The organism is Motilimonas sp. 1_MG-2023 (genome assembly GCF_030547455.1).
In the GTDB taxonomy this organism is placed as follows: domain Bacteria; phylum Pseudomonadota; class Gammaproteobacteria; order Enterobacterales; family CBDFNC01; genus Motilimonas.
On sequence record NZ_JAUOPX010000008.1, the window covers coordinates 66,172 to 88,453 of the forward strand.

General features: G+C 43.4%; 16 protein-coding genes. 12 read left to right on the forward strand and 4 right to left on the reverse strand.

Annotated elements, in window-relative coordinates:
* Window positions 1–406 precede the first annotated feature (406 nt).
* Window positions 407–1,570, reverse strand: a complete 1,164-nt coding sequence (locus Q4519_RS06085; protein ID WP_303510729.1) for a twin-arginine translocation pathway signal protein — start codon at window positions 1,568–1,570, stop codon at window positions 407–409.
* 96 nt (window positions 1,571–1,666) lie between these two features.
* On the opposite strand from Q4519_RS06085, the gene Q4519_RS06090 reads away from it, so the two are divergent.
* The gene (locus Q4519_RS06090; RefSeq protein ID WP_303510733.1) at window positions 1,667–2,125 is read left to right on the forward strand and encodes a MarR family winged helix-turn-helix transcriptional regulator; all 459 of its coding nucleotides are present in this window, start codon (window positions 1,667–1,669) and stop codon (window positions 2,123–2,125) included.
* Between the two features lie 144 nt (window positions 2,126–2,269).
* The gene (locus Q4519_RS06095) at window positions 2,270–4,348 is read left to right on the forward strand and encodes an Ig-like domain-containing protein (protein WP_303510736.1); all 2,079 of its coding nucleotides are present in this window, start codon (window positions 2,270–2,272) and stop codon (window positions 4,346–4,348) included.
* 688 nt (window positions 4,349–5,036) lie between these two features.
* Here the strand turns inward: Q4519_RS06095 and Q4519_RS06100 are convergent.
* Window positions 5,037–6,275 carry a threonine/serine exporter ThrE family protein gene (locus Q4519_RS06100; RefSeq protein WP_232803162.1) on the reverse strand — a complete coding sequence of 413 codons (1,239 nt, stop codon included), beginning with the start codon at window positions 6,273–6,275 and terminating at the stop codon, window positions 5,037–5,039.
* Window positions 6,276–6,624: 349 nt separating this feature from the next.
* Here Q4519_RS06100 and Q4519_RS06105 point away from each other — a divergent pair, with 349 nt between their 5' ends.
* On the forward strand, window positions 6,625–7,437 hold the full coding sequence (locus Q4519_RS06105) for a universal stress protein (protein WP_303510742.1): 813 nt from the start codon (window positions 6,625–6,627) through the stop codon (window positions 7,435–7,437).
* Between the two features lie 15 nt (window positions 7,438–7,452).
* Here the strand turns inward: Q4519_RS06105 and Q4519_RS06110 are convergent, their stop codons facing one another.
* Window positions 7,453–8,880, reverse strand: coding sequence for an HD-GYP domain-containing protein (locus tag Q4519_RS06110; RefSeq protein WP_303510745.1), 1,428 nt, complete (start codon window positions 8,878–8,880; stop codon window positions 7,453–7,455).
* 126 nt (window positions 8,881–9,006) lie between these two features.
* Here Q4519_RS06110 and Q4519_RS06115 point away from each other — a divergent pair, with 126 nt between their 5' ends.
* The 6 genes from Q4519_RS06115 to Q4519_RS06140 all read left to right on the forward strand — a co-directional run bounded on the left by Q4519_RS06115 (window position 9,007) and on the right by Q4519_RS06140 (window position 12,379).
* Window positions 9,007–9,411, forward strand: coding sequence for a GNAT family N-acetyltransferase (locus tag Q4519_RS06115; RefSeq protein WP_303510747.1), 405 nt, complete (start codon window positions 9,007–9,009; stop codon window positions 9,409–9,411).
* A gap of 98 nt (window positions 9,412–9,509) precedes the next feature.
* Window positions 9,510–9,845 carry a hypothetical protein gene (locus Q4519_RS06120; RefSeq protein ID WP_232803154.1) on the forward strand — a complete coding sequence of 112 codons (336 nt, stop codon included), beginning with the start codon at window positions 9,510–9,512 and terminating at the stop codon, window positions 9,843–9,845.
* Window positions 9,846–10,005: 160 nt separating this feature from the next.
* Window positions 10,006–10,644 (forward strand): hypothetical protein, encoded by a 639-nt coding sequence (locus tag Q4519_RS06125; protein WP_303510754.1) that lies wholly within the window; start codon window positions 10,006–10,008, stop codon window positions 10,642–10,644.
* A 62-nt stretch (window positions 10,645–10,706) separates the two neighbouring features.
* Window positions 10,707–10,880: a hypothetical protein gene (locus tag Q4519_RS06130; protein WP_303510757.1), complete on the forward strand. Its 174-nt coding sequence runs from the start codon at window positions 10,707–10,709 to the stop codon at window positions 10,878–10,880.
* A gap of 405 nt (window positions 10,881–11,285) precedes the next feature.
* The gene (pabC, locus tag Q4519_RS06135; protein ID WP_303510760.1) at window positions 11,286–12,104 is read left to right on the forward strand and encodes an aminodeoxychorismate lyase; all 819 of its coding nucleotides are present in this window, start codon (window positions 11,286–11,288) and stop codon (window positions 12,102–12,104) included.
* 101 nt (window positions 12,105–12,205) lie between these two features.
* On the forward strand, window positions 12,206–12,379 hold the full coding sequence (locus Q4519_RS06140; RefSeq protein WP_303510763.1) for a hypothetical protein: 174 nt from the start codon (window positions 12,206–12,208) through the stop codon (window positions 12,377–12,379).
* 135 nt (window positions 12,380–12,514) lie between these two features.
* Here Q4519_RS06140 and Q4519_RS06145 read toward each other — a convergent pair whose 3' ends face one another.
* Window positions 12,515–13,579 carry an SGNH/GDSL hydrolase family protein gene (locus Q4519_RS06145; RefSeq protein WP_303510766.1) on the reverse strand — a complete coding sequence of 355 codons (1,065 nt, stop codon included), beginning with the start codon at window positions 13,577–13,579 and terminating at the stop codon, window positions 12,515–12,517.
* Between the two features lie 775 nt (window positions 13,580–14,354).
* Here Q4519_RS06145 and Q4519_RS06150 point away from each other — a divergent pair.
* Genes Q4519_RS06150 through Q4519_RS06160 form a run of 3 tightly spaced genes read left to right on the forward strand, consistent with a single transcriptional unit; the run spans window position 14,355 to window position 22,279 of the window.
* Window positions 14,355–20,264 carry an AMP-binding protein gene (locus tag Q4519_RS06150; protein WP_303510769.1) on the forward strand — a complete coding sequence of 1,970 codons (5,910 nt, stop codon included), beginning with the start codon at window positions 14,355–14,357 and terminating at the stop codon, window positions 20,262–20,264.
* Window positions 20,254–20,877: an aminodeoxychorismate/anthranilate synthase component II gene (locus Q4519_RS06155; RefSeq protein ID WP_303510772.1), complete on the forward strand. Its 624-nt coding sequence runs from the start codon at window positions 20,254–20,256 to the stop codon at window positions 20,875–20,877. Before Q4519_RS06150 ends, Q4519_RS06155 begins: the two co-directional genes overlap by 11 nt.
* Window positions 20,837–22,279 (forward strand): anthranilate synthase component I family protein, encoded by a 1,443-nt coding sequence (locus tag Q4519_RS06160; RefSeq protein ID WP_303510775.1) that lies wholly within the window; start codon window positions 20,837–20,839, stop codon window positions 22,277–22,279. The genes Q4519_RS06155 and Q4519_RS06160 overlap by 41 nt, the downstream gene beginning before the upstream one ends.
* The last annotated feature ends 3 nt before the right edge of the window (window positions 22,280–22,282 follow it).

The following is a 22,282-nucleotide window of genomic DNA, read 5'->3' on the forward strand; positions in this document are numbered from 1 at the left end:
CCTCCCCTATAGGGGAGAGTCAAGGGAAGGAGCAGATATATCCCTATACTTTTTGCGTTTTCATCCCTGAAAACGAAATTTTGCAGTAAATATACTGTCTCCGACCGTAATTGGCTTATACCCAAGTTACCTCAAGATGCTTGTTCAGCGAGAATTTGTAGGCTGTTAGGCGCGACGCTGATTTGAGACATAGTTATTCTACGTTAAAAATCAGCAACAAAGCATAACAGCCTACAAAACTCGCCCTTTGGGAGTCGCTCATTATGTTCATTTTTTCGTTAAAAAGCATTGAAAGGGCTGACCATTCCTTCAGCTTTTTGCCTCAAACTGAACATAATGAGCGGCTCTGAATCCCGCATCTTGAGGTGTCTTGGGTATAAGCAAAACTGAGGTTAGTTAATGTAGTTCATGCCGTTAAGATAAGGTCTTTGACTAAACGTCTTGGCGTATGCGCCGTGGCTGCGGCTTTACCTAAACGCACCAGCATTTGCACTGTGCCTGATTCGGCAATATTAAAGTGTTGCTTAAATGCTTGTTGCAGCGGCAGCATGTCGGGGTATTCTTGCAGCACTTGGCTCATAGGATGCTGCGCTAACCCCATCGCGGTGGTGGTTAAATTAAGGCGGCAGTAATCGCGGCCAATTTTAACTTGATCAAGGCGACTGTTGGTTTTGGTGGTTAGCCAAGCAAAGGTGCTGGTGGATTGGCTGGCCAAACGGGTTACTTCGACACTTTGTTTGCCAAAATCACTCGGATCCTTTTCGGTGCTCGCGCGATCAAGAATAAAGGTTTCCGCGACGAATTTTTTGATTCCAGTGACGCCAGAGTGGGCGAGGCCAAAGCCATCGCGATATTTGGCAACTTCGGCATCGTTAAAGCGAAACATCTTAATGGTTTCCATGTCTCTTGCTTGATTGCCTACTTCAATCTGCATCGCTTCGGTCAGCATTTGTTGCATATAAGCTTGCTGCTCTTTGCCATCTACTAGGGTTAATTGACCGCTGCTGCTATTTGCCCACAGCGTAAGTTGCGCCTTTTGCTTTGGTGTCAGCAAGCTATTGTCGTATTCACGCTTGTTCGATTGGCGAGTAAGCAGGTGAGAAAACAGGGGATCAGTTGCCATGTCATTTTGCTCTAGCAACGTGATCCGAGCGACGGGAAGATCTTCAATGACAAGGTTGCTGTACTCGCCATCTGGGAAGTAGTCGATATCGGCCTGATAACCATAAGCGGTAGCGGCGATACTTAAGGTTTCTAAAAAAGTGCCTTGGCCAATGTGAATTTGCCGTGCATAAGGGTCGGTTTCTGGTAATAAGCGCGCCTGATCAACAAACAAATCAAAGCTGTTAGGGCTGTGTAATTTAATCAGCCAAGGCTGTTTATTATGTGGATTAGGGCAAAGAATGGCGTAAGCCAATACCTTTAAGCGAATATCTTTTTCATCGGCTGCTGGCCCATTCCAGCCAAAATCGACTGCGGCGCTGCCGTCAGAGCAACCCAGTAGCGTGCTGCTAAAGGTGGTAGCAGCGGCGCCCACTCCAATCATTTTGATAAAACCTCGACGATCCATAGTAATACTCCTAAGCAACTTTCCGAATATTTACATTCCTAGGAATGTAAATTAGTATTCCTTGGAATGTTTGTCAATGCTTGTGCGGGAGGAAGCATGAATTTAACAGAGCAAAAGCAGCAGCGGATCATGATACAGCTAGGGATTATTCAGCAGTTAATGACCACGCGTACTCATCAGCTGTTTAAGAATTTCAGCATTAATCCGTCAGAATTTTCACTATTGAGTCATTTCAGCCATCAGCCAACGCGCAGCTGGACCATTTCTGAATTAGCGAATGTGATGGAAATGAATCAGCCTGGCATTACCAAGCTGGTCGCCAGTTTGCTTGATAAATCGGCTCTCCATGCCGAGGTTGATGCGCAAGATAAGCGTAAACGTCATTTAACTATTACTAAGCAAGGATTGAATTTGTGCGGTGAGATCATGCAAAAGCTACAACCTGATATCAGTGCTTGTTTTGCCGATTGGCAAGACCAAGAGTTAGATCAACTGCTGGCAACCAGTGAAAAAATGATGCGTTGGTTGGATGATAATCGGTTGAAAGGTAATTGATGTAGTTTTAGGGGGGGTTATCACGCTCATAGTTGAGCCGGCCTAGTGGGATAATGCTGTATCACGTTTTCTTTATATTTAGTTGATGGTTGGGGTTTGGCTTCATATACTCATCCATTTCTTTATTAATAAAAAGGTTTTGGTTTGAAAAAAGTCCTCGTTTTATCCACGTTGTTTTTATCGCCCCTAACATTCGCTAATTCAGTGATAACCCTAAACAGTGATCCGGGTGATTGGATTGGTGGTGGTCAATCACACACGTTAAACGGTGAATTTACTAGTTCGATTGAAGCTGGGAAAATTACTATTTCTCACCCGAGTGGTTTTAACTTCACTTTTAGACCCCCTAATGATCGTAATTTAGCTCCCGGCGCTTACCTTAATGCTGAGCGTGATGCCTTTAAGGGGCCTTTTAATGCAGGTATGGCTGTAGGGGCAACGGGTCGTGGTTGTAACAAAATCACTGGTGAATTTTATATCTACGAAATGGACTTAAATACTTCGGCCCCCAGCTTAGCGCTGGATTTTGTGCAGTACTGTGATTCAACAGATAACAAACTTGAGGGAAGTATTCGTATCAATAATGATGCGCTTATACCCTACCAGTTGCCGTTAGCTGTGATTCAAAAAAATGCAGGTCAAGTGGTTGAAGGCGGTGATTTAGTACTTGATGGCTCGCGTTCTAAATCAAACACCAGCACGATTGATAGTTATTACTGGGAATACGTGAGCGGTCCTACTATTAGTATTATAAATCCAACGGCAGCACAAACTCAGATAGCCTTTGCCAACGATATTGCGTTGGGCGGTGAAGATCTCACGTTGAAGTTATCGGTAACAGATAGTCAGGGCTTACCGGCGACAACAATTGAAACCTTTCATGTTGCTAGTAAAAGTGATCCTCGTTCATTTTTTACTATGCGCAGTAGCAATGGTGACTATATTGGTCAAGGCAAAGTATGGAACTATGATTCTGCCAATAGCCTGATGACTGCACGTAAAAATTACGACAACGGGGTTTCTGTTTCGATTCAAGGTAGTGAAAGTTGGACAGCAAATTTTGCTGCTGCTGATGAAGCGCAGTTAACTTCAGGTCGTTATTTGGACGCCACTCGTTTTCCATTTCAGGCTGCTGGCGTGGCTGGCTTGAGTGTTTCGGGTGACGGCCGTGGTTGTAATAAAAGCATCGGTAACTTTGAGGTGCTACAGCTAGCGTGGAGCAAAGGCCAACCCGAGCAGTTTTCAGCCACCTTTGAGCAGCGCTGTGAGAATTCTGCAGCGCTACTCAAGGGCGAAATCGCGATCAATGCACTGCATCCAAGCGTGCCAAGTGCAAATGCTGGTGAAAGCATTACTGTTACAGAGCATAAGATCGTTAATCTAAATGGCTCAGGCTCTTTTGATCGATTAGGTGAGCTGGCTAGTTATCAGTGGTCAGCAAGTGGCTTAACCATTACAAACACTCAGGACTCTAGAGCCCACTTTATTGCTCCTGCATTAGCAGATAGGGAGCAGAGTCAAACCTTTGATGTGCAACTGCTAGTGAAAGATAACGAAGGCTATCAAGCTAACGATATCGTTACAGTAACGGTATTAGCTGATAACCAAGCCCCTTTGGCTGTCAATGATCAAGTTGAGGTAATCGCGGGTGAGGCAACAGAATTGACTCCTCTCGATAATGACGTTGACCCAGATGGTACCCTGCAACAGGATTCCATCGTCATTAAAGCGCAACCTCAGTTTGGCTCAGTCGCTGTTAATGCACAGGGGGTACTAACATATACGGCAACGGATTTAGCCCAAGAAAGCGATCGCTTAACTTATGTGGTGTTGGATAATGATGGCGCAGAGTCAAATGTAGCGACCATTGAGGTTGTGATTAAAGCCAAGGTTGTAGAGCCTAACTGGCCTGAGTTTGTGCTTGGTAAAACAGTGGTTAAAAATGGTGATATCGTGGCGTATAACGGCAGTTGTTACCAAGCCAAAAATAATCCCGGTTTGTGGGAAGCCCCGAAAGCAAACTCATGGTTCTGGGAGCAAATTGCTTGCGACACCAGTGTTGATCCAACGGAGCCTGATGTACTAGCTTGGCAGACTAACCAAGCCTATAACGCTGGGGATGTGGTCACCTATTCAGGGCTTAAATTTCAAGCCAGATGGTGGACCAAGGGAGTACAGCCTGACCCCTCTAATATTTGGGGCGTTTGGAAAAAGCTAGACTAACCTGAGATCTGCTTAAGCAACCTTTAAAGTAGTTAGCTCTGGAGCAATTAGATTAAGGTGTGGCTTGTTGTCCTTAAAACAATAAGCCACCAACCCTCAACCCTGCGAGTAAATTCAACATAAAGCCATTCTGAGATTTTTTCTGTCCCATAAAGAGACTGCCTTGCATTTGTCGTGACCCGATTGGGTTAGTGGGCGGGATTGATACGTTTGCTTATGTGGGGGAAATCCGGTCAGGTACTTTGATCCATTTGGATTAAGTCGTAGGGATGAGCTGAAAATCGTTGACTTTTGCAATGACAAAGTCAATGACATGACGGAAAAAGGCACAAGAACTTTTTGGTTCTATAATAATTGGCCAAATGCGTTTAGAGGGAAGAGCTATGGTGATTATCAATATTCTCCAAAACATCGTTTATCATATAAGCAGTGCAGTGAACAGGCCGCAGAGGTTGTGGAGTATTTCAGATCACTTCCTAGAGGAGCTTTTGATGATGATTGGTCCTTTGATGTAGTGTTCTTTAACTAACCCAAGTTCTGAATAAGTTAAATAGTATATTCCTCCTGCAAAAACGTGGCGAATATCTCCCTATACGCTTTACGTTTTCATCCCTGAAAACGTAATTTTGCAGTAAAAATATACTTTATCAATTCGTAATAGACTTAAGCAAAACTGAAGCTAATTAAGCTACAACGTACTCTTAGGCGGTATCGCCACGTTGGCGAATACTAACCCCGCCACCAAAGACATAAAGATCAAGAAGGTTTGTGAGCCGAGGTTGGGCACGTTTACGATGGATTCGCCCAACACTAAGCTGTTTAAGCTGATGTAAGTTTTGCTGCCAGGGACCAGCAATACGATGCCTTGTAGCAACACCACTGATGCAGGAGACTTGGTCCAGCGCGCATAAAGGTTGCCGTAAACACCCACGGCAAAAGCGCCAATAAAGGGGCCCAGTGCCTCGCCTAAATAAAAACTTCCTAGCACGCTGGTGACATAAGCGATGATGCCGGCTAAAACCCCCCAGATAATGTCTTTTTTACGGACTTTAAAAATAACCGCAAGGCCAATAGAGAGTAGCAGTACACCCAGCCATTTTGCCCAAAATGGCATCATTTCGGGCAGCGGGTGGATCGCTTGTCCCCAACATAGTGCGCCTAGTGCCATGCCCAATACCGCGCCGAAATATAATTTAAACAGCACCATGATGGCATCCATCAGACGCGCTGTTCCAGACACTAATTCACGCGAAGCCAACTCACTGAGCGCCATGGTGAGGGATAATCCGGGAATAAATATAATAATGGCTGATAACACCGCCACAGACACATTTAGCTGGCTTTCAAAGGTGGCAATGCCCATGGCAATAAACGCGGAGCATAGTGCGACCAAGGGCTCAAGAGAGTCGGAGACGCGACGCGAGTATTGGGCGCGCACTACCAAAAAATACACCACTAGGCTTAACAAGGTGGCCCATAATGTGGTTGGCCAATTACTTGACATCAGCATAGCAAAAGCGCCACCACTGGCAGCGTAGGCTAACGCAACCCAAACTTGATGATAAGGGTTGGGCTTGTTTTGAATTTCTTTCAAGCGTAGTAAGGCTTGAGTTAAATTCATGTCGGTGCTTTGTACTTGCTGTACTAGATCGTTGGTACGAGCAAGGCTGCCCAAGTCAATTTCACCTGGCTTAACTCTAACAATGTGTGTACTTTCAATAGGTTGTTCGTCTTGGTTGTCAGTTGGCTGCCATAACACAAAAGTCAGTGAGGTAGGGGTGACAAGAAATGAACCCTGTAGTCCCATGGTTTCCGCTACGCTTTTTAAGTGCGCTTCTAGGCGATAAGCGGGCGTACCAAACTGGTGTAATGCCTTGCCTAGTTTAATGATAAAGCGACGCTTAATATCGTAAGTGTTTTGGTTCATAGGGCCGAAAAATACCTGATAGTGAGAGAGTTAATTGGTGGCCTGATTCTAGCCAGACTTTGTCTGTATTCATACTGAGAAATTATAGAATATTCAGCTGAATAAAGTGTTAGTCAAGCGTAATTAAACTGGCAAACTCGGTATGCTTCGATATACCTAGCTTCAGCTCTGTTTAAGCCTGACGCGGCCAGATAAAGCAAGTTGAGTGGCAAGGCTGCTGATCAGCGCTGCGCTTTTGCCTGTTTCTTTGCTTTGTTCAGTGGGTGCTTTATAGCTTTTGAGGTCGAAATTTTGCGCTTCAACTAGACTGAAAAGTGTCGCTATTAATTGTTAAGGCTGTAGAGGTTTTATGGATACGCTGAGTGTGCTGTGGACTATCACTGCGGCAAATAAGGCCGCGAGTGTTGTGCCTAAAGTGGTGCGATTGTGTCGTGGTCAGTCGCTACACTGCTTATTCACTTTTTCAGCCAATAACATGCCAGCGCAAGCTGCTGCAGAGCCGTTTTTTTCGCAATTACGGCAACGTGTTGCGGCTCATCATATTCCCTTGCAGTGTGCATCTCGCAGTGGTGATTGGTTTGATATCACAAATGATTATCTGGCTGAGCATCATTGCACTTGCCTAGTCGTTAGCCCTCAAATTAATCAGGGGAGCAGTCTTGCAAGTGATCGCGCGCTGCTACGGATGTTGCAGCACAGCGTAGTCGATGTATATGTGCTATCAATGCAACCTTGGTCAAATCAGCAGTGTGTGCTGGTGGCTCTTGATTTAAACCATCGTAGTGGCAAGGTATTTGCGCATGCTCATCAAGTTGCGCAACAATTATCATTGCCATTGGAAGTCGTATTTATTGTTGATTTGCTGCAGCAAGCCCATATTGCTGATGCAGTATTATTGCAACAAACGCAATTGTTGAACGAGGCAATCTTAAATGCCAAACAGCATATGGCGGCGTTAATTAAGCGTAGCCAAGTGGCAGTTAGCGAAATCCATTATCGGGTTGGTCAGCGCGATCAGCAGTTAATGAAACAACTAAAAGCAAGCCCAGTGGCGATGTTAGTCATGGGTCAGCATCATCACGTCGATATTATTGGTGGCGATGGCGTGGCGCATATATTACGTGATAAAGAGGTTGATTTGTGCGTGGTTGCAACACCTTAAGTGTCTATTTTAGTTCTATTTATTTGTTAGTTTAATGCTGGATATAGGGTTGCTGCGAGGTTGAGACGTTTTCGCGCTGATACTTAGGGATTGGCTTTCATTCGGAAAAAGCTCGGGATGGCATTTAATCAAGTTAACTAAGGCATCAAAGCAACGCGGATCCAGCGCACTGTTGACAGATTCACTCATAATGCTCAAGGTTTTACTTATCGGTATCGCTCCTCGGTAGGGGCGATCGGCAGTAATGGCATCAAAAATATCAGCGGTGGTGATAATACGGCTTTCTAGGGTAATCTCGGATCCTGTAAGGCCTTTTGGGTAACCTTTGCCATCTAAGCGCTCGTGATGAGCGGCACTAATAGCGGCGAGTTCGCCAAAAGCAGGAATTCGACCCAAGATGTCTTGGGTGTACACGGCATGTAGCTTGATTGCGTCATATTCTTCATCGGTTAGCTTGCCCGGCTTATCTAAAATGCTATTACTTACGCCTAATTTACCGACATCATGTAGCAGCGCACCGCGTTTGATCCAACGGATCCTTTCTGCTGTAAAACCCATTTGCTCGGCCAATAGGCTTGAATATAAACCCACTCTAGCGCTATGGCCTGCAGTAAAAGGGCTTTTGGCATCAACTACCTGGCCATATGCTTCAGCAATGTCATCGTAAAAATCTTCATCGAGCTCTTGTTCAAAACCGCCTGGCTCTAAGGATAGAATATGCTGATCTAACTTGTCGGATGTTAGCATTGCCCAAAATTCAGCATCACTTGCAATGTTGGCAAATGCCACACTTAGGGCGGGATCAAACCAAGTACCAGCTCGCTTGCTGGCTTCTGATATTGCCGCCTCGTTACCGTCTGCTTGATGCATCACATCGACGACTTGAGCAAATAATGCAATGCGAGCATAGATAGGAATTTGCTCTCCTTGCAAAGCATCCGGTCTGCCCGAGCCATCCCAGTGTTCATCTAGGGCGTGAATACCACCTGCAACTTGTTCGGAAAAACGTAATTGCCGGGCGATGTCGGCACCTCGGGTACAGCGTGTTTTAATCAACTCTTGAGCTATTTCATCGCCATGGGCGAAAATGTCTGAGATGGCCCGAAATCGACTTAATATGCCTGCTTTAGTGCCAGTGTGGCGTAACACAAACCTAAGAACCTGCGGCAGACTGCCGTCGACCCACTTAAACTCTCGTTTGAATGATAGGTCGTCAGTTAAATACAGCTCACAAATCCGCGATGCGTTGCTAGAGCAGCCCAAATCTTTTAACAGCAATACATAGTATAGATTCCACAGATCTTGTTTATTGAGCCCTATTGTTTCACCCAATTTCATCCCAATCCAGCAGCAGCGAATGCAATGACCAGCAGGTTGGCCCTCGGTAATATCAAGGGCATAACTGAGTGAACTAATAAGCTCTGATAGTTTTAAACGTGGCATGCTGTTCCAAACTGCGGTTAAATGAGCATTGATCAATATATTAGAAGATGGGTCATGTTTTGCACGAACAGACAGTTTATTCTTTGGTAAGGTGTGGAATAGATCATTAATTAGCAGAGTGAGACGATGGAGATCATTGTATTAAATTGGCAGCAAACGCTAGCTATACGGCAAGCGGTGTTGTGGCCTAATCAACCGCAATCATTTTCTCAAGTGAGCGGTGACGAGGATGCAAAGCACTATGGCGTGGTAATTGATGGCAAGTTGGTATCCGTTGCTTCGATATTTGTAGATCAACATGAGGCAAGGTTGCGTAAATTTGCCACCTTGCAGGAATTTCAAGGTCGTGGCATAGGCAGTTATTTAATCGAGCATATTTTGCATCAGCTAATTGAACAAGGTTATAAATTATTTTGGTGTGACGCCAGAGAATCAGCCCTTGGTTTTTACCAGCGTTTTGGCATGGCTATCTCGGGCGAGCGTTTTTATAAAGCTGATCAAGCTTATTTTAAGATGGCCAAACAGCTGTAATCTCATTCGATTATTTTGCGTGTTGTTCATCAATTAGTCTTGGCCTAGGATCAGACGGCACAGACTTTTTACCATTACATCCGAAAAGGAGTGAAACGTTGAGTATTCCTATGATTAAGGCGTCGTTGATCAGTTTTATGGTTAGTGCGGCGTTAATGTTTGGCCTAAGTTTCTTACATTGGCATTGGGCAAATAGTACACCTCTGAATGAGTTACTGTTTTGTTATGCGCTAGTGGGTTTCTTACTGGGCGGCATCATGTTCACGTCTTATTTTACTGGGCAAGATGCTGACCGCAATTTTAAAATGGAATTTTCTTGGTGGCCGCAGCCAAAAGACTCACCTATTGCTGGGCACTCGATGGTGATTATGGGGGGACCTATGATGTTGGCTGCAGCCGCTATTATGTTAGGGCTGTATCAAATAGGCTTTTAATATAAATCAAGTATATTAACTGGGTATTTGGCCACACTCAAAACTCTTGATGAGAGCCATGATCTAAGCTAACGCGCGTTCCTTGCCATTCGAGTAAAGTGTAGGGGCTTGATGGATAACAAGCCCACAGCCTTAATCTCGGACGAAATAGGTAATACTGATGACTAACAATCAAAACCCTTTGGCGATTCTCAAAGGGCTCTTACTCAGTCGCGACGCGTTTTTGTCGATGATTCTCCCCGCGCTGTTATACCTTGGCGTGTATCACTATGCTGGTTTACTTTATGCGGTATTAGTGTCAGGAATTTATGGCATTGTTATAAGCCTTACGCTGAAATCCTTAGGGCCAATCGCATTAGTATTTGCCCTGTTTGGTTTAATTGAATTGCTGATAGTGACCTTTACCCCAGCAGGCTGGCTGGTTGATGTCGTGTTTATTCAAGTGCTTGCAGGCGCGGTGAAATCGGCATTAGTTTTTTTAATTTTTTCTCTACTAGGTAAACCGATTCCTCGGTTGTTTGCCGAACTAGGCAGTCCCGATCTAAAAGAATGGGAATTTAGCCAAACTCCGCGTTACCAACAAATTTGGCAACAGGCATCCGCTATTTGGATTGTTGCTTACAGCTTAAAAGCGACATTTCTCTGGCTTGCTTATCCAATTGAAGAAGCTACGTTAGCAACTGTTAAAGTTGTGTCTGGTTGGCCACTTCATGCTGCGCTATTGGTGGTGTTGGTCTATTTCGTGCAATACCAATTTAGCCGGGCGATGCAGCTTCAAGTGCAAGCCCAGCGTGAATAGCAGGCAATCGGCCAGTATGAACTAAACTTACAGTAGAATCAGAATGAGCAGAGGTAATGAGGATGACTGATTTTACAGAAACCATGCGCCGTAAAGGCAAAGCAGAAGAAGATATCTACTTTGCGCGATTAGATCAGCAGCTAATCGATGCAAAGCATCAAAAGCAAGATTTAGAACAGCAAGAGCGAGCGCTACCGAGTGGACAACCTGACTTGTTTGAGTGGGTTAAAAAATAACCCCAACTAGCCAGTGCTCGGGTGAATGTCGGTTAGTGCTTGGTCCAATAAAACTCAAGATAAGGGAATGGCAAGTTAATCGCCTGAATATGGTAGAAGGCGTTGCTTTTTGCTTAGCACAATAGTACCCGCGTAAGATTTTTTGGTGATGTATAAGTCGTTACATATATGAGGCAATAATAGGCATGAATCTGCTATAAAATTATCAAGTTGTACCAAGTGCTTTTGAGTAACCACTAAAGAGGTTTTTTTATGTTGCCGCTGGGTTTGGCTCTTAGTAAATCAAAGCTGATAGATTAAGTTGAACAATATAGCTATAAGTTCACATTTATGAACAAAATTAATGGTTTAGTGTCTTTTTTAATGGTAAAAATATCGGCACCAATATAATTTTTTTATTATTACATGATGTTGATAAACGGTGAAGAGAAACAAGTAGTAGCCAGCGGGGATCGCGGTTTGGCTTATGGTGATGGTTTTTTCACCACAGCAAAGGTGGTTGCGGGAAAAGTTGAATTTTGGCGCGATCATCTTGAGCGTTTAATGCTGGCATCGAAACGGTTCAATATTGAACTTCCCAGCGAGTCTATCTTGTCTAGCGAAGTGCAGCTAGCAATCCAAGGTGTTGAGATTGGGTGCCTTAAAATCACGATAACTCGTGGTTGTGGTGGTAGGGGTTATGCTCCCATAGGTTGTCAGCAAACCACTCGTATGATTCAAGTAGCCCCTTGGCCTAGTCATTACCTTAATTGGCAACTGCAAGGGGCTTCACTGTTACCAGCCTCTTTCACCTTAGGTTTACAGCCAGCGTTGGCAGGATATAAAACCCTTAACCGTTTAGAGCAGGTATTAATCAAACAAGAATTGGCCGAGCTTGATTGTGATGATTTGGCAGTTGCCGATATCAATGGCAACTTGGTAGAAGTCAGTGCTGGTAATCTATTTTGGCGTCAAGGCAACACCCTTTATACACCGTGCTTATCGCAAGCTGGAGTTAAAGGTGTGATGCGTAAGCAGGTGCTTAAAGTAGCCGAGCGGCTTGAACTACCCCATAAGGTCGGTTTATTCCCGGCTAGGGCTTTGGATGATGCAGACGAAATCTTCATGACGAATACGTTAATGGGGATAGTGCCGATTAAACAATATAAACAAAGTTGTTTAAGTGATTTTTCACTCGTAGAGAAAATCAAAAAAGAGCTCTGTGATGATCAAATGGTGAGCTAGTTCATCAATGAATCCCAACGCGAAGATCAATAATCACCTTCCAACAAGTATTATCTGGTGCCAATCCTAGCGGGAAAAGGGTTGGCAAAGAGCACTTAGGCTTGCTTGCGAATATTCGTTTAGTAGGTGAAAAAATCGTAGAAATGTTATTGGTGCGTTGTGTTAACACAGACGCGCTGACTATTCATCAAACTGACCAAGGGGGAGTAATGGATAGGCGACATAGTATGTTTACCTGCAAAGCGCAGTGGATAGACCTAAGTAATACCCAGTAAAAAATGCTTCACTCTTCACTTTGGGATTGCTTGGGGTTATCCCTATGCGCTTTGTGTTTTCACTCTTGGAAAGAAAGTTTGTCGAAGCTGTATACCCTATTCGATCATTGAAGGCTAAAACAGAGCTAAGGTTAATTATTGTCTTAGTCGCTTGAGATCCTCGATTGTATTAACTAATTGCTCTGCAATAACGTCGTGTTGTGCTGCTGTTGGGTGAACGTTACAACCTTCACCAATGACAGCGTAGAAATGTGGAGTTATCGCGCTTATGCTATTGGTTCTGAGCAGCTCAAGAACGTCTGCAATTTTGTCTGAGTATCTCTGTTTAGCCATGATTACTATGGGCACATTGGCATACCTTGCTCTTACATTTTCAACCAAGGTTAGATAATCGGCTAGCCAGCTGGTGTAAAAACTTGCTGCGTCTGGCCAAGGTTCGTCGGGATAAATAGGCGTGCTAAAATCGTTACCGCCAAGATTAACAACGACCAGATCGACGTGGCGTCCCTCATATGCAGATTGATCGTTAAGTACAGCACCAGCTTTATTCAGGAAGTCGGGTACTACGTAGCCTTTTTCTAGGCCGGCCCAATTGCGTGATAACCCTCCTCCAGAGTAGGCAACCAGAGTTTTTGTGGCTCCGAGTCGTTCTGCAGTTATGGATGCATAGGATAAACGTCCATTGGTAGTGTTAGTTATTTCATCCATAGTACAGCTTAACTTATCGGACTCAACACCATATCCCGTTGTAACAGAGTCACCAATGAATAGAATATGAGGTTTATTCTCCCAAATACCACTCAGTGTTCCATCATGATCTAAACTGTTTAGCGTGAAAAAACTGCCAAAACTCTCAGTCCGTTTAACTATTTCTACCTTGATGTCTTGTGGTTCTGCAAAATTTAGTAAGTTGTAACTACCTTCACCTTTAAATGTTTTAACAGAACGATAAAGTTCACCATCAACCAGCACATCAAATTGTGATCCATCGCTTTTAGCATGAAAATCCAGCTTAGAGCCGGTGAACCTGAAACTAAGGGCTGATCCTGGCCAGTTTAGCGCCACGCTTCCTGTCACATAATCTTTTATAGAGCGGCCTTCGTAGTTCAGACGATAGTCTGTTGCTCTGGTGATTTCTGCTTGGGCAGTGCCTGAAAGAGCCAGTGAAACTAAAAAGGTTGTCGCAACATTCTTAAACATTTTTTCGCCTTCTAATTAAAAACCAAGTTAATAGCGTTCTGTTTGCCTGGTGTCTCTGGATAGCCTCGAACCTAGGACGTTTTGGCGTGTTGTGAACTAAAGGTCAATATAATGTAAAGGGTAAGGCGGTGCTAATAGCTGTAAAGATTTATGTGAAATATGTTGCATATAAAGAGATGTTCGCACCTGTAATCATGAACATGATCACTAAATTTTGTAATAAAATTACATTTGGTGTTTAGGTTGATCATTCAAAATGATAATGAACATAACCGGAATTTCTATAATTTAGATAAAACTAGGCTCTGTTGGGCATAAATACGCTTCGTTACTACGAATGTTACATATAGGTTTGTTCATCTAGGTGACGCTTAACTCCCTCGCTAACAGTAATTGGGGGTTATGTTTAATGGAAGGTTTAATATCTTTAAATATTTAAGATTTTGATTTTATTGGTTTTAATTTGTTTTTAGGATCACTTTGTTAGATCAGCCAATAATTTGTCCTATATTTTCGAGATTTTTACTTAGTGTGGCTACGTTTCTTTAGCAGGCGACTTATTAAGTCGCCCACTAAGATGTATTTTAGTCAATGGTATTTTTCAATACGCTAAATTATGAAAATTTACAACAAAATATAGCTTTTTTTACATGGAAGTTTGATATAGATATCATATTAAATATGTTGCATATAAGATCGAATATAAAGCAAGTGTAAAAAAATAATCAGTGCTTATAATCTGCGTGATTTGTATTGATGTGAGGAATATCAGCGGATGAAAAAAAGGCACATCACAGCTCTTTCAAACAGCTACTTGCGGGCTATGGAGGCGGCTAGCCAGTTCTCTAAGTCAGAAAAGATTTGTGCTAAAGGCATACAAACTTTGCTACTCGAAAAAAACAGGGATGAATTCCAAGGAGCACTGCAAAAAGAGCTCGCTAGGGGGCTGGAAAGTTTAACTAATAAGAATATCACTGATACTGATGATGCTTTTCTAGCTAAACAAAAGCTCATTGCAGAATATTTACTAAGAATGACTGCCAGTATTGACTGTGCTCGCGCTCTGGGAAACGAGGAAAGCTACCTATCGAGCTTGGCGAGCCATAATCTTAATGCGATACGTGTGATTGCTCCAGAACAGAATTATCGCTGCAGTGAACTTGTTGACCAAGCTTGGCAACTAATCGAATTGTTTAAAAGCAACGACGTTAAACCGGGTTCGGTTATTGCGGTGAAAGGTGCAAAAAGTGTTCATAAAATTGCGACTCTACTGGCGATAGATCATTTGCAATGCGTCTATTTACCGCTTAAGTCAAATCCAACTGAGGAAGAAACTGCATTTATTCTTCAAGATAGTGCAGCATCGTTTTTGCTTGAGATTGAAGTCAGTGAATTCAAACTTGAGTGCTGCTTACCGGCAATACCTGCCTGCTATGATGAGCCTGGTTACATCATCTATACATCAGGCACAACAGGACAACCTAAGGGGATCCGTTGCTATCGCCGCTCATTGTTGAACTTAGTTCATGCACAGATCTTGGAGCATAGTTACAACAGCGACGACACGTTTATCTGGCTGTCTGATTGTTCATTTGATGCATCTCTTGAACAGCTTGTTACTGCGTTGCTAAGTGGAGGAAGGTTGGTTCTTGCTGAAGATCCAAAAGACCTTGTTGAAGTTGCTAAGCGCATCACCGTTAATAGCGTTAACGTTATTGATGCAACGCCTAGCTATCTTGTTGCATTGCATCCGTTTTTGTCATCAACAAAGTTTAAAACAGTCAATGCTGGTGGTGAAAAGTTTCATCCAGACATACTGTCAATGTACCAGGGTGATATCGTCAATATATATGGCCCTACTGAAACAACCGTTTCAGTACTTAAGTTTTATCCCTCTTCATTATCAGAGTGTGACGCGATTGGGTATGAGATAAATGGTGTCGAAGCCTACATCATCGACAAGTGTGGGACGCTGTCCTTTGAGGGAGAATTGCTTATTGGTGGCGTATGCTTGTCGGCTGGCTATATAGGCCATGCTGAGAAGCTAAATGAAGGCAAGTTTATTGATAACCCGTTTCGTTTTTTCCCAGGAGAAAGAAGTAACAAGTTATATAAAACAGGCGATAAAGTATACCGTAAGGCCGATGGAAGTCTTGGTTACATTGGCAGACTGGATCGACAAATAAATTATCTCGGCCGTCGACTCGAATTGAGTGAAGTAGAAGAGCATTTTACTGGGATAGCTGGAATCAGTAACGCTCATGCCTTCTTTATCGAGAAAGCAGAAAAGCTAGGGGTCATTTACCAAGGGCAAGCTAAGGTGCCGCTGCAGCAAGCTGCGACACGATATAACGTTTCTATACTCCAGCCATTACCCGAAACTCCTAAACTTGACAAAAATGGCAAAATTAACTTCAAATTTTATGTTGAGCAACTTGAAGCGGGTGAAGCTCAACAACATGTCATGGGGAATTATGCCTTTGAAAGCTTGAGTGGACTATCGCTACCAGAGACAGATATGAGTTTTATTCGCTCTGGTGGGAACTCGCTGATCGCTGCTAAATTAAGCGCCCACCTCAAGGGGATGGGAATAAGCAAGCGAATATCCGACATACTAAAAGAGCCTTCAGTGTATAACCTAGCAAGTGCTATGGAAGCGGCACAATCAAAGCCCGATACAGGTTCTGTTATAGCCGCTTCAGGCATTCAGCCGATAAATAAAAATGCATTACGTAACTTGTTTTTGCGTGGGCTTCACGGTTATGTGCCGGGCTCGAATAATATTTGGGATATGTTTACTATCCAAAAAAGCCGAAAAAGCAGGCTAATGGATTCTATCGCTAGTCATGCACTCATTGCTCCTTATCTCAGAGCCAGACTTGTCAAAGGTTCCTCTGAACTAGTTATTAGTGAGTATTTCGACTGGCAAAATTTTAATATTCAGGAAGCGCAGTGTCATGAACAGGAGTTAGTCAGCTTTATCCAAGATCTTTGTAGCAATGAGATATCCGACTGCGATGGTTACCTCTGGCGGATAGGCCTGGCAGAGATGGCTGAACAACTAGTTGTAGTGGTGGTTATGGACCATATTATCTCTGATGGAGCTTCTATACATTTACTAAAAGAATCACTGCGAAATCACGTTGTTTTAGAAAGAGAAATTAGTATTAATGCATGTACGGGGTTTCAGGGAGGAGATTGTATTGGGACCCGCATTGCGGAGAAAGGGCTACGGCCGGTGCACGTTATTAAGCATGCTAAGCCTTATCAACTTAAAACTAGATCCGTAAGTACATTGGTGACACCTATAGAAAAAGAGCTTGCGGCAAAGCTGCTGACGTGTGCGAAAGAATGGGGGATAACCCGTTTCTGTATCATGCTAGCGTTGTTTTTTATCTTTAACCGAGTCGGTCGTCAGGAAACACCGGCTATTGGCACTACTATTGCCCGTCGTGATTCAGCAGCATCTCTTAATGGGGTATTTAACTCTGCATCCCTTGCTGTCGTTGCAGTTGAGCTAGTTGAAGGTGATACGCTTCGGTCTGTGGCAGAAAAAGTCAGTACACGCATGATGCATTTGCTGGACTCGCCTAAATATCATTTTGATAGCGGCCATTATCAGCCAGAGTTGGTCAGCACAGTCTTTCGGGAGCAGAACTATGCAGATATGCATCAAGGTATGGATGCATGCTCTGAGTATCTACTTGATAGGCTGATGTTGACGGCCGTACAAAGAAAAGGGATGTCGACACTGACAGACTTGGATCTGCAGCTTTACTTCGGTCACCAAGAAGCGGCTTTATATTGTGAATATAGCGATGATGCCGACAGCCATTTTTCAGCATACATTAGTGAATTTTTATCCTTCTGTGCAGAAACATTAAAAACGCCAGCTGAACCTTTAAAACGGGTTGATAAAGAAACACAGATTACGTGCTCAGATCAGGGAGAAATCATTTACGCCGATGGTAAATGTACCATTAGTTATAACAAGCGTACCTTCTACGGTATGGTTGAGCTACTGGCGCAGCAGCCAGAGTTCGCCCCCTTAAAAGCTGGCGACGTTGTTGGCATTTATTGTGATGGAAGCATACTCAGTGTTGCTGCTTATCTCGCATGCCTATCGCGGGAGTTGATTCCTTTACCACTAGAGTCGGGGTACCCCATTGAATTCTTAGACTCACTCCTTACCCGCTCACAAGCTAAGCTGCTTATCAGTGCAAACCCAAGTATGGAAACTGATAAACTTAGCGTGCTCGATTTGAGTTTGTTAAAAAAGGCTCCGCTCAAAGAGAGTTCTTTGACTCTAAAAAGCTCGGGTAGCATTTTACTTTCAACCAGTGGCTCAACGGGAGAGCCCAAACTGGTCCGAATTCCTTTGCGTCAGCTTATCAATTTGACGGAAAACTTTAGGGAGAGGCTTCTAGCTGGAAAGACTGCTCGTTTGTTACATAAAACTCCTGCTGCATTTGCGCCCTCGCTGAAGGAAATCCTAATCAATATCTTTTCTGATGGAGATTTGGTACTGGCAAAGAGAAGTGTTGTAAGGGACTTTTCTGGCTTGATGACTCTTGTAGACAGCTGCAGTATCAGTGACCTCTTTATCGTGCCGAGTCATATTCAATGTTTGCTAGAGGTAATAGCCATACAGCAGCTAGAATTCGCAGGTCTAAAGCGCATAGTTACAGCGGGGGAGCCGCTTCTCTACGATGACGCATTACGTTTGCAACATGCGCTACCACATGTAGAAATCTGGAATAATTATGGTTGCACCGAATACAATGATATCAGTTACCACAAGTTCGAGGTTGGGCTAAGCCAAGCGGACAGTGGTTATGTAGCTGCGGGTAGAGCGATTAATTATTGCCAGCTAAAAGTTCTTGATGCCTGTGATAATGGTACTGGCCAGTCAATTGGGGAAATTTGTGTTTCTGGGATCAATGCACCTGTCTATATAGAAGAAGGTCAGATTCGAAGGCATCTAGATGCAAGCTCTTTTTATAGCACTGGTGACCTTGGTTATCTAGATGATGCTGGCGAACTGCATATCTACGCTAGGCGAAAGTTTGACGTGAAGGTTAATGGTCAACGGGTGGACGTGAGACAGGTCGAGTCTCTGGCAAAAAAGTATACAGATTTTGCTATTGCTGTAGTCAAAGCGGTTGCTGGAGTCAACAAATTGGTGCTCTATGCTAATTACGCCAATGATACTGAAAAAGCCTTAATTAGTAAGGAGCTGGTAAGTCAGTTGCCGCCTTATGCCAACCCGTCTCATATTTTGTACGCTAAAACAGCTCAGTGTTTACCTAATGGCAAGTTAAACCGTGACTACTACAGCAAAAATGATATTGAGGAAGACGTTGAGCTCTCGGAATATAGTGAAACGCTTACTTATGTCGAGTCCCTTGGAATAAGTGTAAATCTGGATTCCTATCTTAAAGATAGCTGTTTTGATTCACTGGAAATGATAAGGATCGCTACCAAACTTAGAGAGCAGGGATATACGTTTGAATTGGGCGATTTCTTTGAAGAAGTGACTTGGCGGAGCCTCCTGTCGGCGACTAATAAACGCTTGCCAGATGAAAGTGACTTTGTGGATGCAGTACCCGCCCTGCCTGTGACTCATTGGATGCTTAAGCGGGCTAGATTGCCCCGCCATCGAATTATAGAAGTTATTAGGATCCCTGAAGGAGCGGCTGCAACCGAGCTGTTGGTTCAGTCTCTACTTAACCGGTTCTGGATGTTGAGAAGTCACCTTGTGTATAAAGGTGGCAGACTTATTCACCAAATACAGTCGACAGCCAAAGTATTCTCCGCTTGTTTCCGAGAACTCGATGTTTTTGATATCAAAGACGCCGTTGCCGCTTTAGAACGAGTAACAGGTGTTGAACCATTTCATCACCCGATTGAGTGTATTGCCTTTAATTATAACAATGAGCGGCAGCTGGGCTTATCACTTTGTCATTCCATTGCAGATTACGCAAGTTTAAGTCTGATTGAAGATCATTTAAGTGAAAGTTTTTTTAAATACAAAAAAAACCAACCAGAGCGCTATCCGATGGCATCCCTAGCTGAAGCTTATGGCGTGCTGGCTGCTTATTCTGCGACAGATTCGAACAAGTCATACCCTGATGATTTGAGCGTCAGCCGTTATACCGAGGAGAAGAAAAAGATAAAGATTTTGGTAGGGCTAGAGGGGGCGTCTTACATTGAATCTTATGTGATCTCGATTGCAGAGGTGATTAAACACCTAGTGGATGAAGGAGAAGTAAGTAAGAGCGTTTTCATTACTTTTCCCTTGCGGCAGTTATCGTCTGAATTTATTGGTGAAGTGGGGTGGAACTTGAGCGTTGTTAGGGTAGAGCTGAAGAACCAGCGTTTTAGTGCTCGAAATCTAAGCGAGTTGTTACTCCACCATCTCGACTGCAACTATGGCGATAGAAGCAACATGAGATCTTTTACAGAGTATGATTTTGCCGCTGTTCAACCGATCGATGATTCAGTGCCTGAAGCAATTGTTAATTTTATTGGTGGCGTTGATAAGACGCTTGATAAGGTAGTCAGTTATTCAGGTGTTTGGGAAGACAAAAACCTCCACCCAGGCTGCCACCTATATATAGAAGCCGAGAGTGCCGGGTATAAAGAGATTAGCTTGAAATTAAAGAGGTTCATCCATGAACAGTAAACTATTAATTATCGATAACTATGACTCATTTACTTACAACATAGAGCGGTATGTGAACTCTTATATTGGTGTGAGTGCAGATGTTATTAAAAACGACGATACCATTCCGGATAATGACTATATTGGTGTCATTATCTCTCCAGGGCCAGGTACGCCAGAAGATCCTAGTAGTGTTGGCTGTGCAAAGGCAGTACTAGATAATTTTCATGGTCCGATTTTAGGCGTCTGTCTCGGCCATCAATATATTGCCCACTACTTTGGCGGTAAAATTTCGCTAATGAAAGAGCCAATGCATGGTCGGATTAGTACCGTGGATAACTACAAAAACTGCAACCTTCTCAGTTTGTTACCTGAACGCTTTGACGTCACTCGTTATCATAGTTTATATGTCGAACAGCTACCTGATTGCATTGTTGAAACCAGCAGCACAGGTGATGGTGTTATTCAAAGCATTAAACATGCATCTCGCCCTATATTCGGTGTGCAGTACCACCCTGAGTCTGTGACATCCGAATATGGTGGCCAAATTATCTATAACTTTATCACAATCTGTCTGAATGAGAGGAAACTATATGCTGAAAATGGACGTGGAAAGATATGCACGACAGCTTGATGTTGTTGATGTCTTTGAGAGTGTATATAAAAAATATGAATACTCATTTATCTTGCAAAGCTCAAAAGTTGTGCCAGGTTTTTCTCGCTACTCCATGACAGGAGCTTCTATTGGCAAACACATGAGTGTTCTGAAAAGTAATGTTGCTGATGGTTATACAGAAGAGATTAGAGCTGATGGTGCCAAGGTGTTTAATCAAAATATCTTTGAGCTATTAAAGGAAAAAATGACGAAGTTTCAGAGCAACTTTGAACATGATGCTCTGCCATTTAATTCTGGTTACTTAGGCTTCTTTGGATATGAGGCCCTCAACCTGACGGCTGGTGTGAAGTGTCATACATCCCCTAATGATGATGTTATGATGATGATGCCTACCAGCTTTGTGGTGGTTGATCATTTGGTGGGGGATTCGTACTTTTGTACTATTCATACCGATGGAATGGGCGTGTGCGACGTTATGCCTGCTGCGGATGAGATCCTATCAGCGGTCAGTTCTGATCTGAAAGCCGCGCAGGTTGAGAGACTGCAAATAGATGAGGTGTATAGATACCTCACCGAAAACGCAAAACTCAACTTTGGAAAACAGCAATATATTGATGCGATAGATACCTGTAAAAGTTACATTAAGTCAGGCGACAGTTACGAGATTTGCCTGTCTAATAAGGTTGAATTTTTCAATGAAATTGATACTTGGCAGGTATACAAACTACTATCTGCCACTAGTCCTGCTCCCCATTCATCTTATATCAAAACACCAGACACTCGGATCGCTAGTGCTTCACCAGAACGCTTTCTGAGCATTGACAAATGTGGCTTAATTGAAGCCAAACCTATAAAAGGCACTATGCCCCGAGGTGCTACGTTGGAAGAGGACGAAGCGATTAAGGAGGCTTTGCGAAACAGCCAGAAAGACATTGCTGAAAACCTGATGATTGTGGATTTAATGAGAAACGACATTAGTAAATGTTGTCATGGAGCTACAGTAGCTGTACCTAAGTTGTTCGATATTGAAAGCTACAGCCACTATCATCAGATGGTGTCGACAGTGCAAGGCATGATCAATATCCCACCTGTTGATGCTTTTTTTCATCTGTTCCCAGGGGGATCCATGACGGGGGCTCCTAAAGTAAGGACCTTGGAAATTATTGATGAAATTGAGTCCAGCTGGCGTGGTGTTTATTCTGGGGCGATTGGTTACTTCGCATTCAATGGCGCAGCCGATTTCTCTATTGTGATCCGTTCCCTAACCGAGAACCAAGGTAAATGTTCCATCGGTGTAGGTGGCGCGATTACTTATCTTTCTGACAACCAGTCTGAGTTTGAAGAAACGTTAATCAAACTAACGCCGTTGATAAGCGCGATTAAGGCATGTGTTGGTGAAAAGAGCACTGTTGCTGCTTGATAG

Excerpts from the sequence above, each read along its gene's own strand:
- Q4519_RS06100 (WP_232803162.1), bottom strand. The coding sequence starts at position 6,275 with ATGAACCAAAACACTTACGATATTAAGCGTCGCTTTATCATTAAACTA.
- Q4519_RS06160 (WP_303510775.1), top strand. The coding sequence starts at position 20,837 with ATGCTGAAAATGGACGTGGAAAGATATGCACGACAGCTTGATGTTGTT.
- Q4519_RS06145 (WP_303510766.1), bottom strand. The coding sequence starts at position 13,579 with ATGTTTAAGAATGTTGCGACAACCTTTTTAGTTTCACTGGCTCTTTCA.
- Q4519_RS06105 (WP_303510742.1), top strand. The coding sequence starts at position 6,625 with ATGGATACGCTGAGTGTGCTGTGGACTATCACTGCGGCAAATAAGGCC.
- Q4519_RS06155 (WP_303510772.1), top strand. The coding sequence starts at position 20,254 with ATGAACAGTAAACTATTAATTATCGATAACTATGACTCATTTACTTAC.
- pabC (WP_303510760.1), top strand. The coding sequence starts at position 11,286 with ATGATGTTGATAAACGGTGAAGAGAAACAAGTAGTAGCCAGCGGGGAT.
- Q4519_RS06090 (WP_303510733.1), top strand. The coding sequence starts at position 1,667 with ATGAATTTAACAGAGCAAAAGCAGCAGCGGATCATGATACAGCTAGGG.
- Q4519_RS06130 (WP_303510757.1), top strand. The coding sequence starts at position 10,707 with ATGACTGATTTTACAGAAACCATGCGCCGTAAAGGCAAAGCAGAAGAA.
- Q4519_RS06085 (WP_303510729.1), bottom strand. The coding sequence starts at position 1,570 with ATGGATCGTCGAGGTTTTATCAAAATGATTGGAGTGGGCGCCGCTGCT.
- Q4519_RS06125 (WP_303510754.1), top strand. The coding sequence starts at position 10,006 with ATGACTAACAATCAAAACCCTTTGGCGATTCTCAAAGGGCTCTTACTC.
- Q4519_RS06115 (WP_303510747.1), top strand. The coding sequence starts at position 9,007 with ATGGAGATCATTGTATTAAATTGGCAGCAAACGCTAGCTATACGGCAA.
- Q4519_RS06150 (WP_303510769.1), top strand. The coding sequence starts at position 14,355 with ATGAAAAAAAGGCACATCACAGCTCTTTCAAACAGCTACTTGCGGGCT.
- Q4519_RS06110 (WP_303510745.1), bottom strand. The coding sequence starts at position 8,880 with ATGCCACGTTTAAAACTATCAGAGCTTATTAGTTCACTCAGTTATGCC.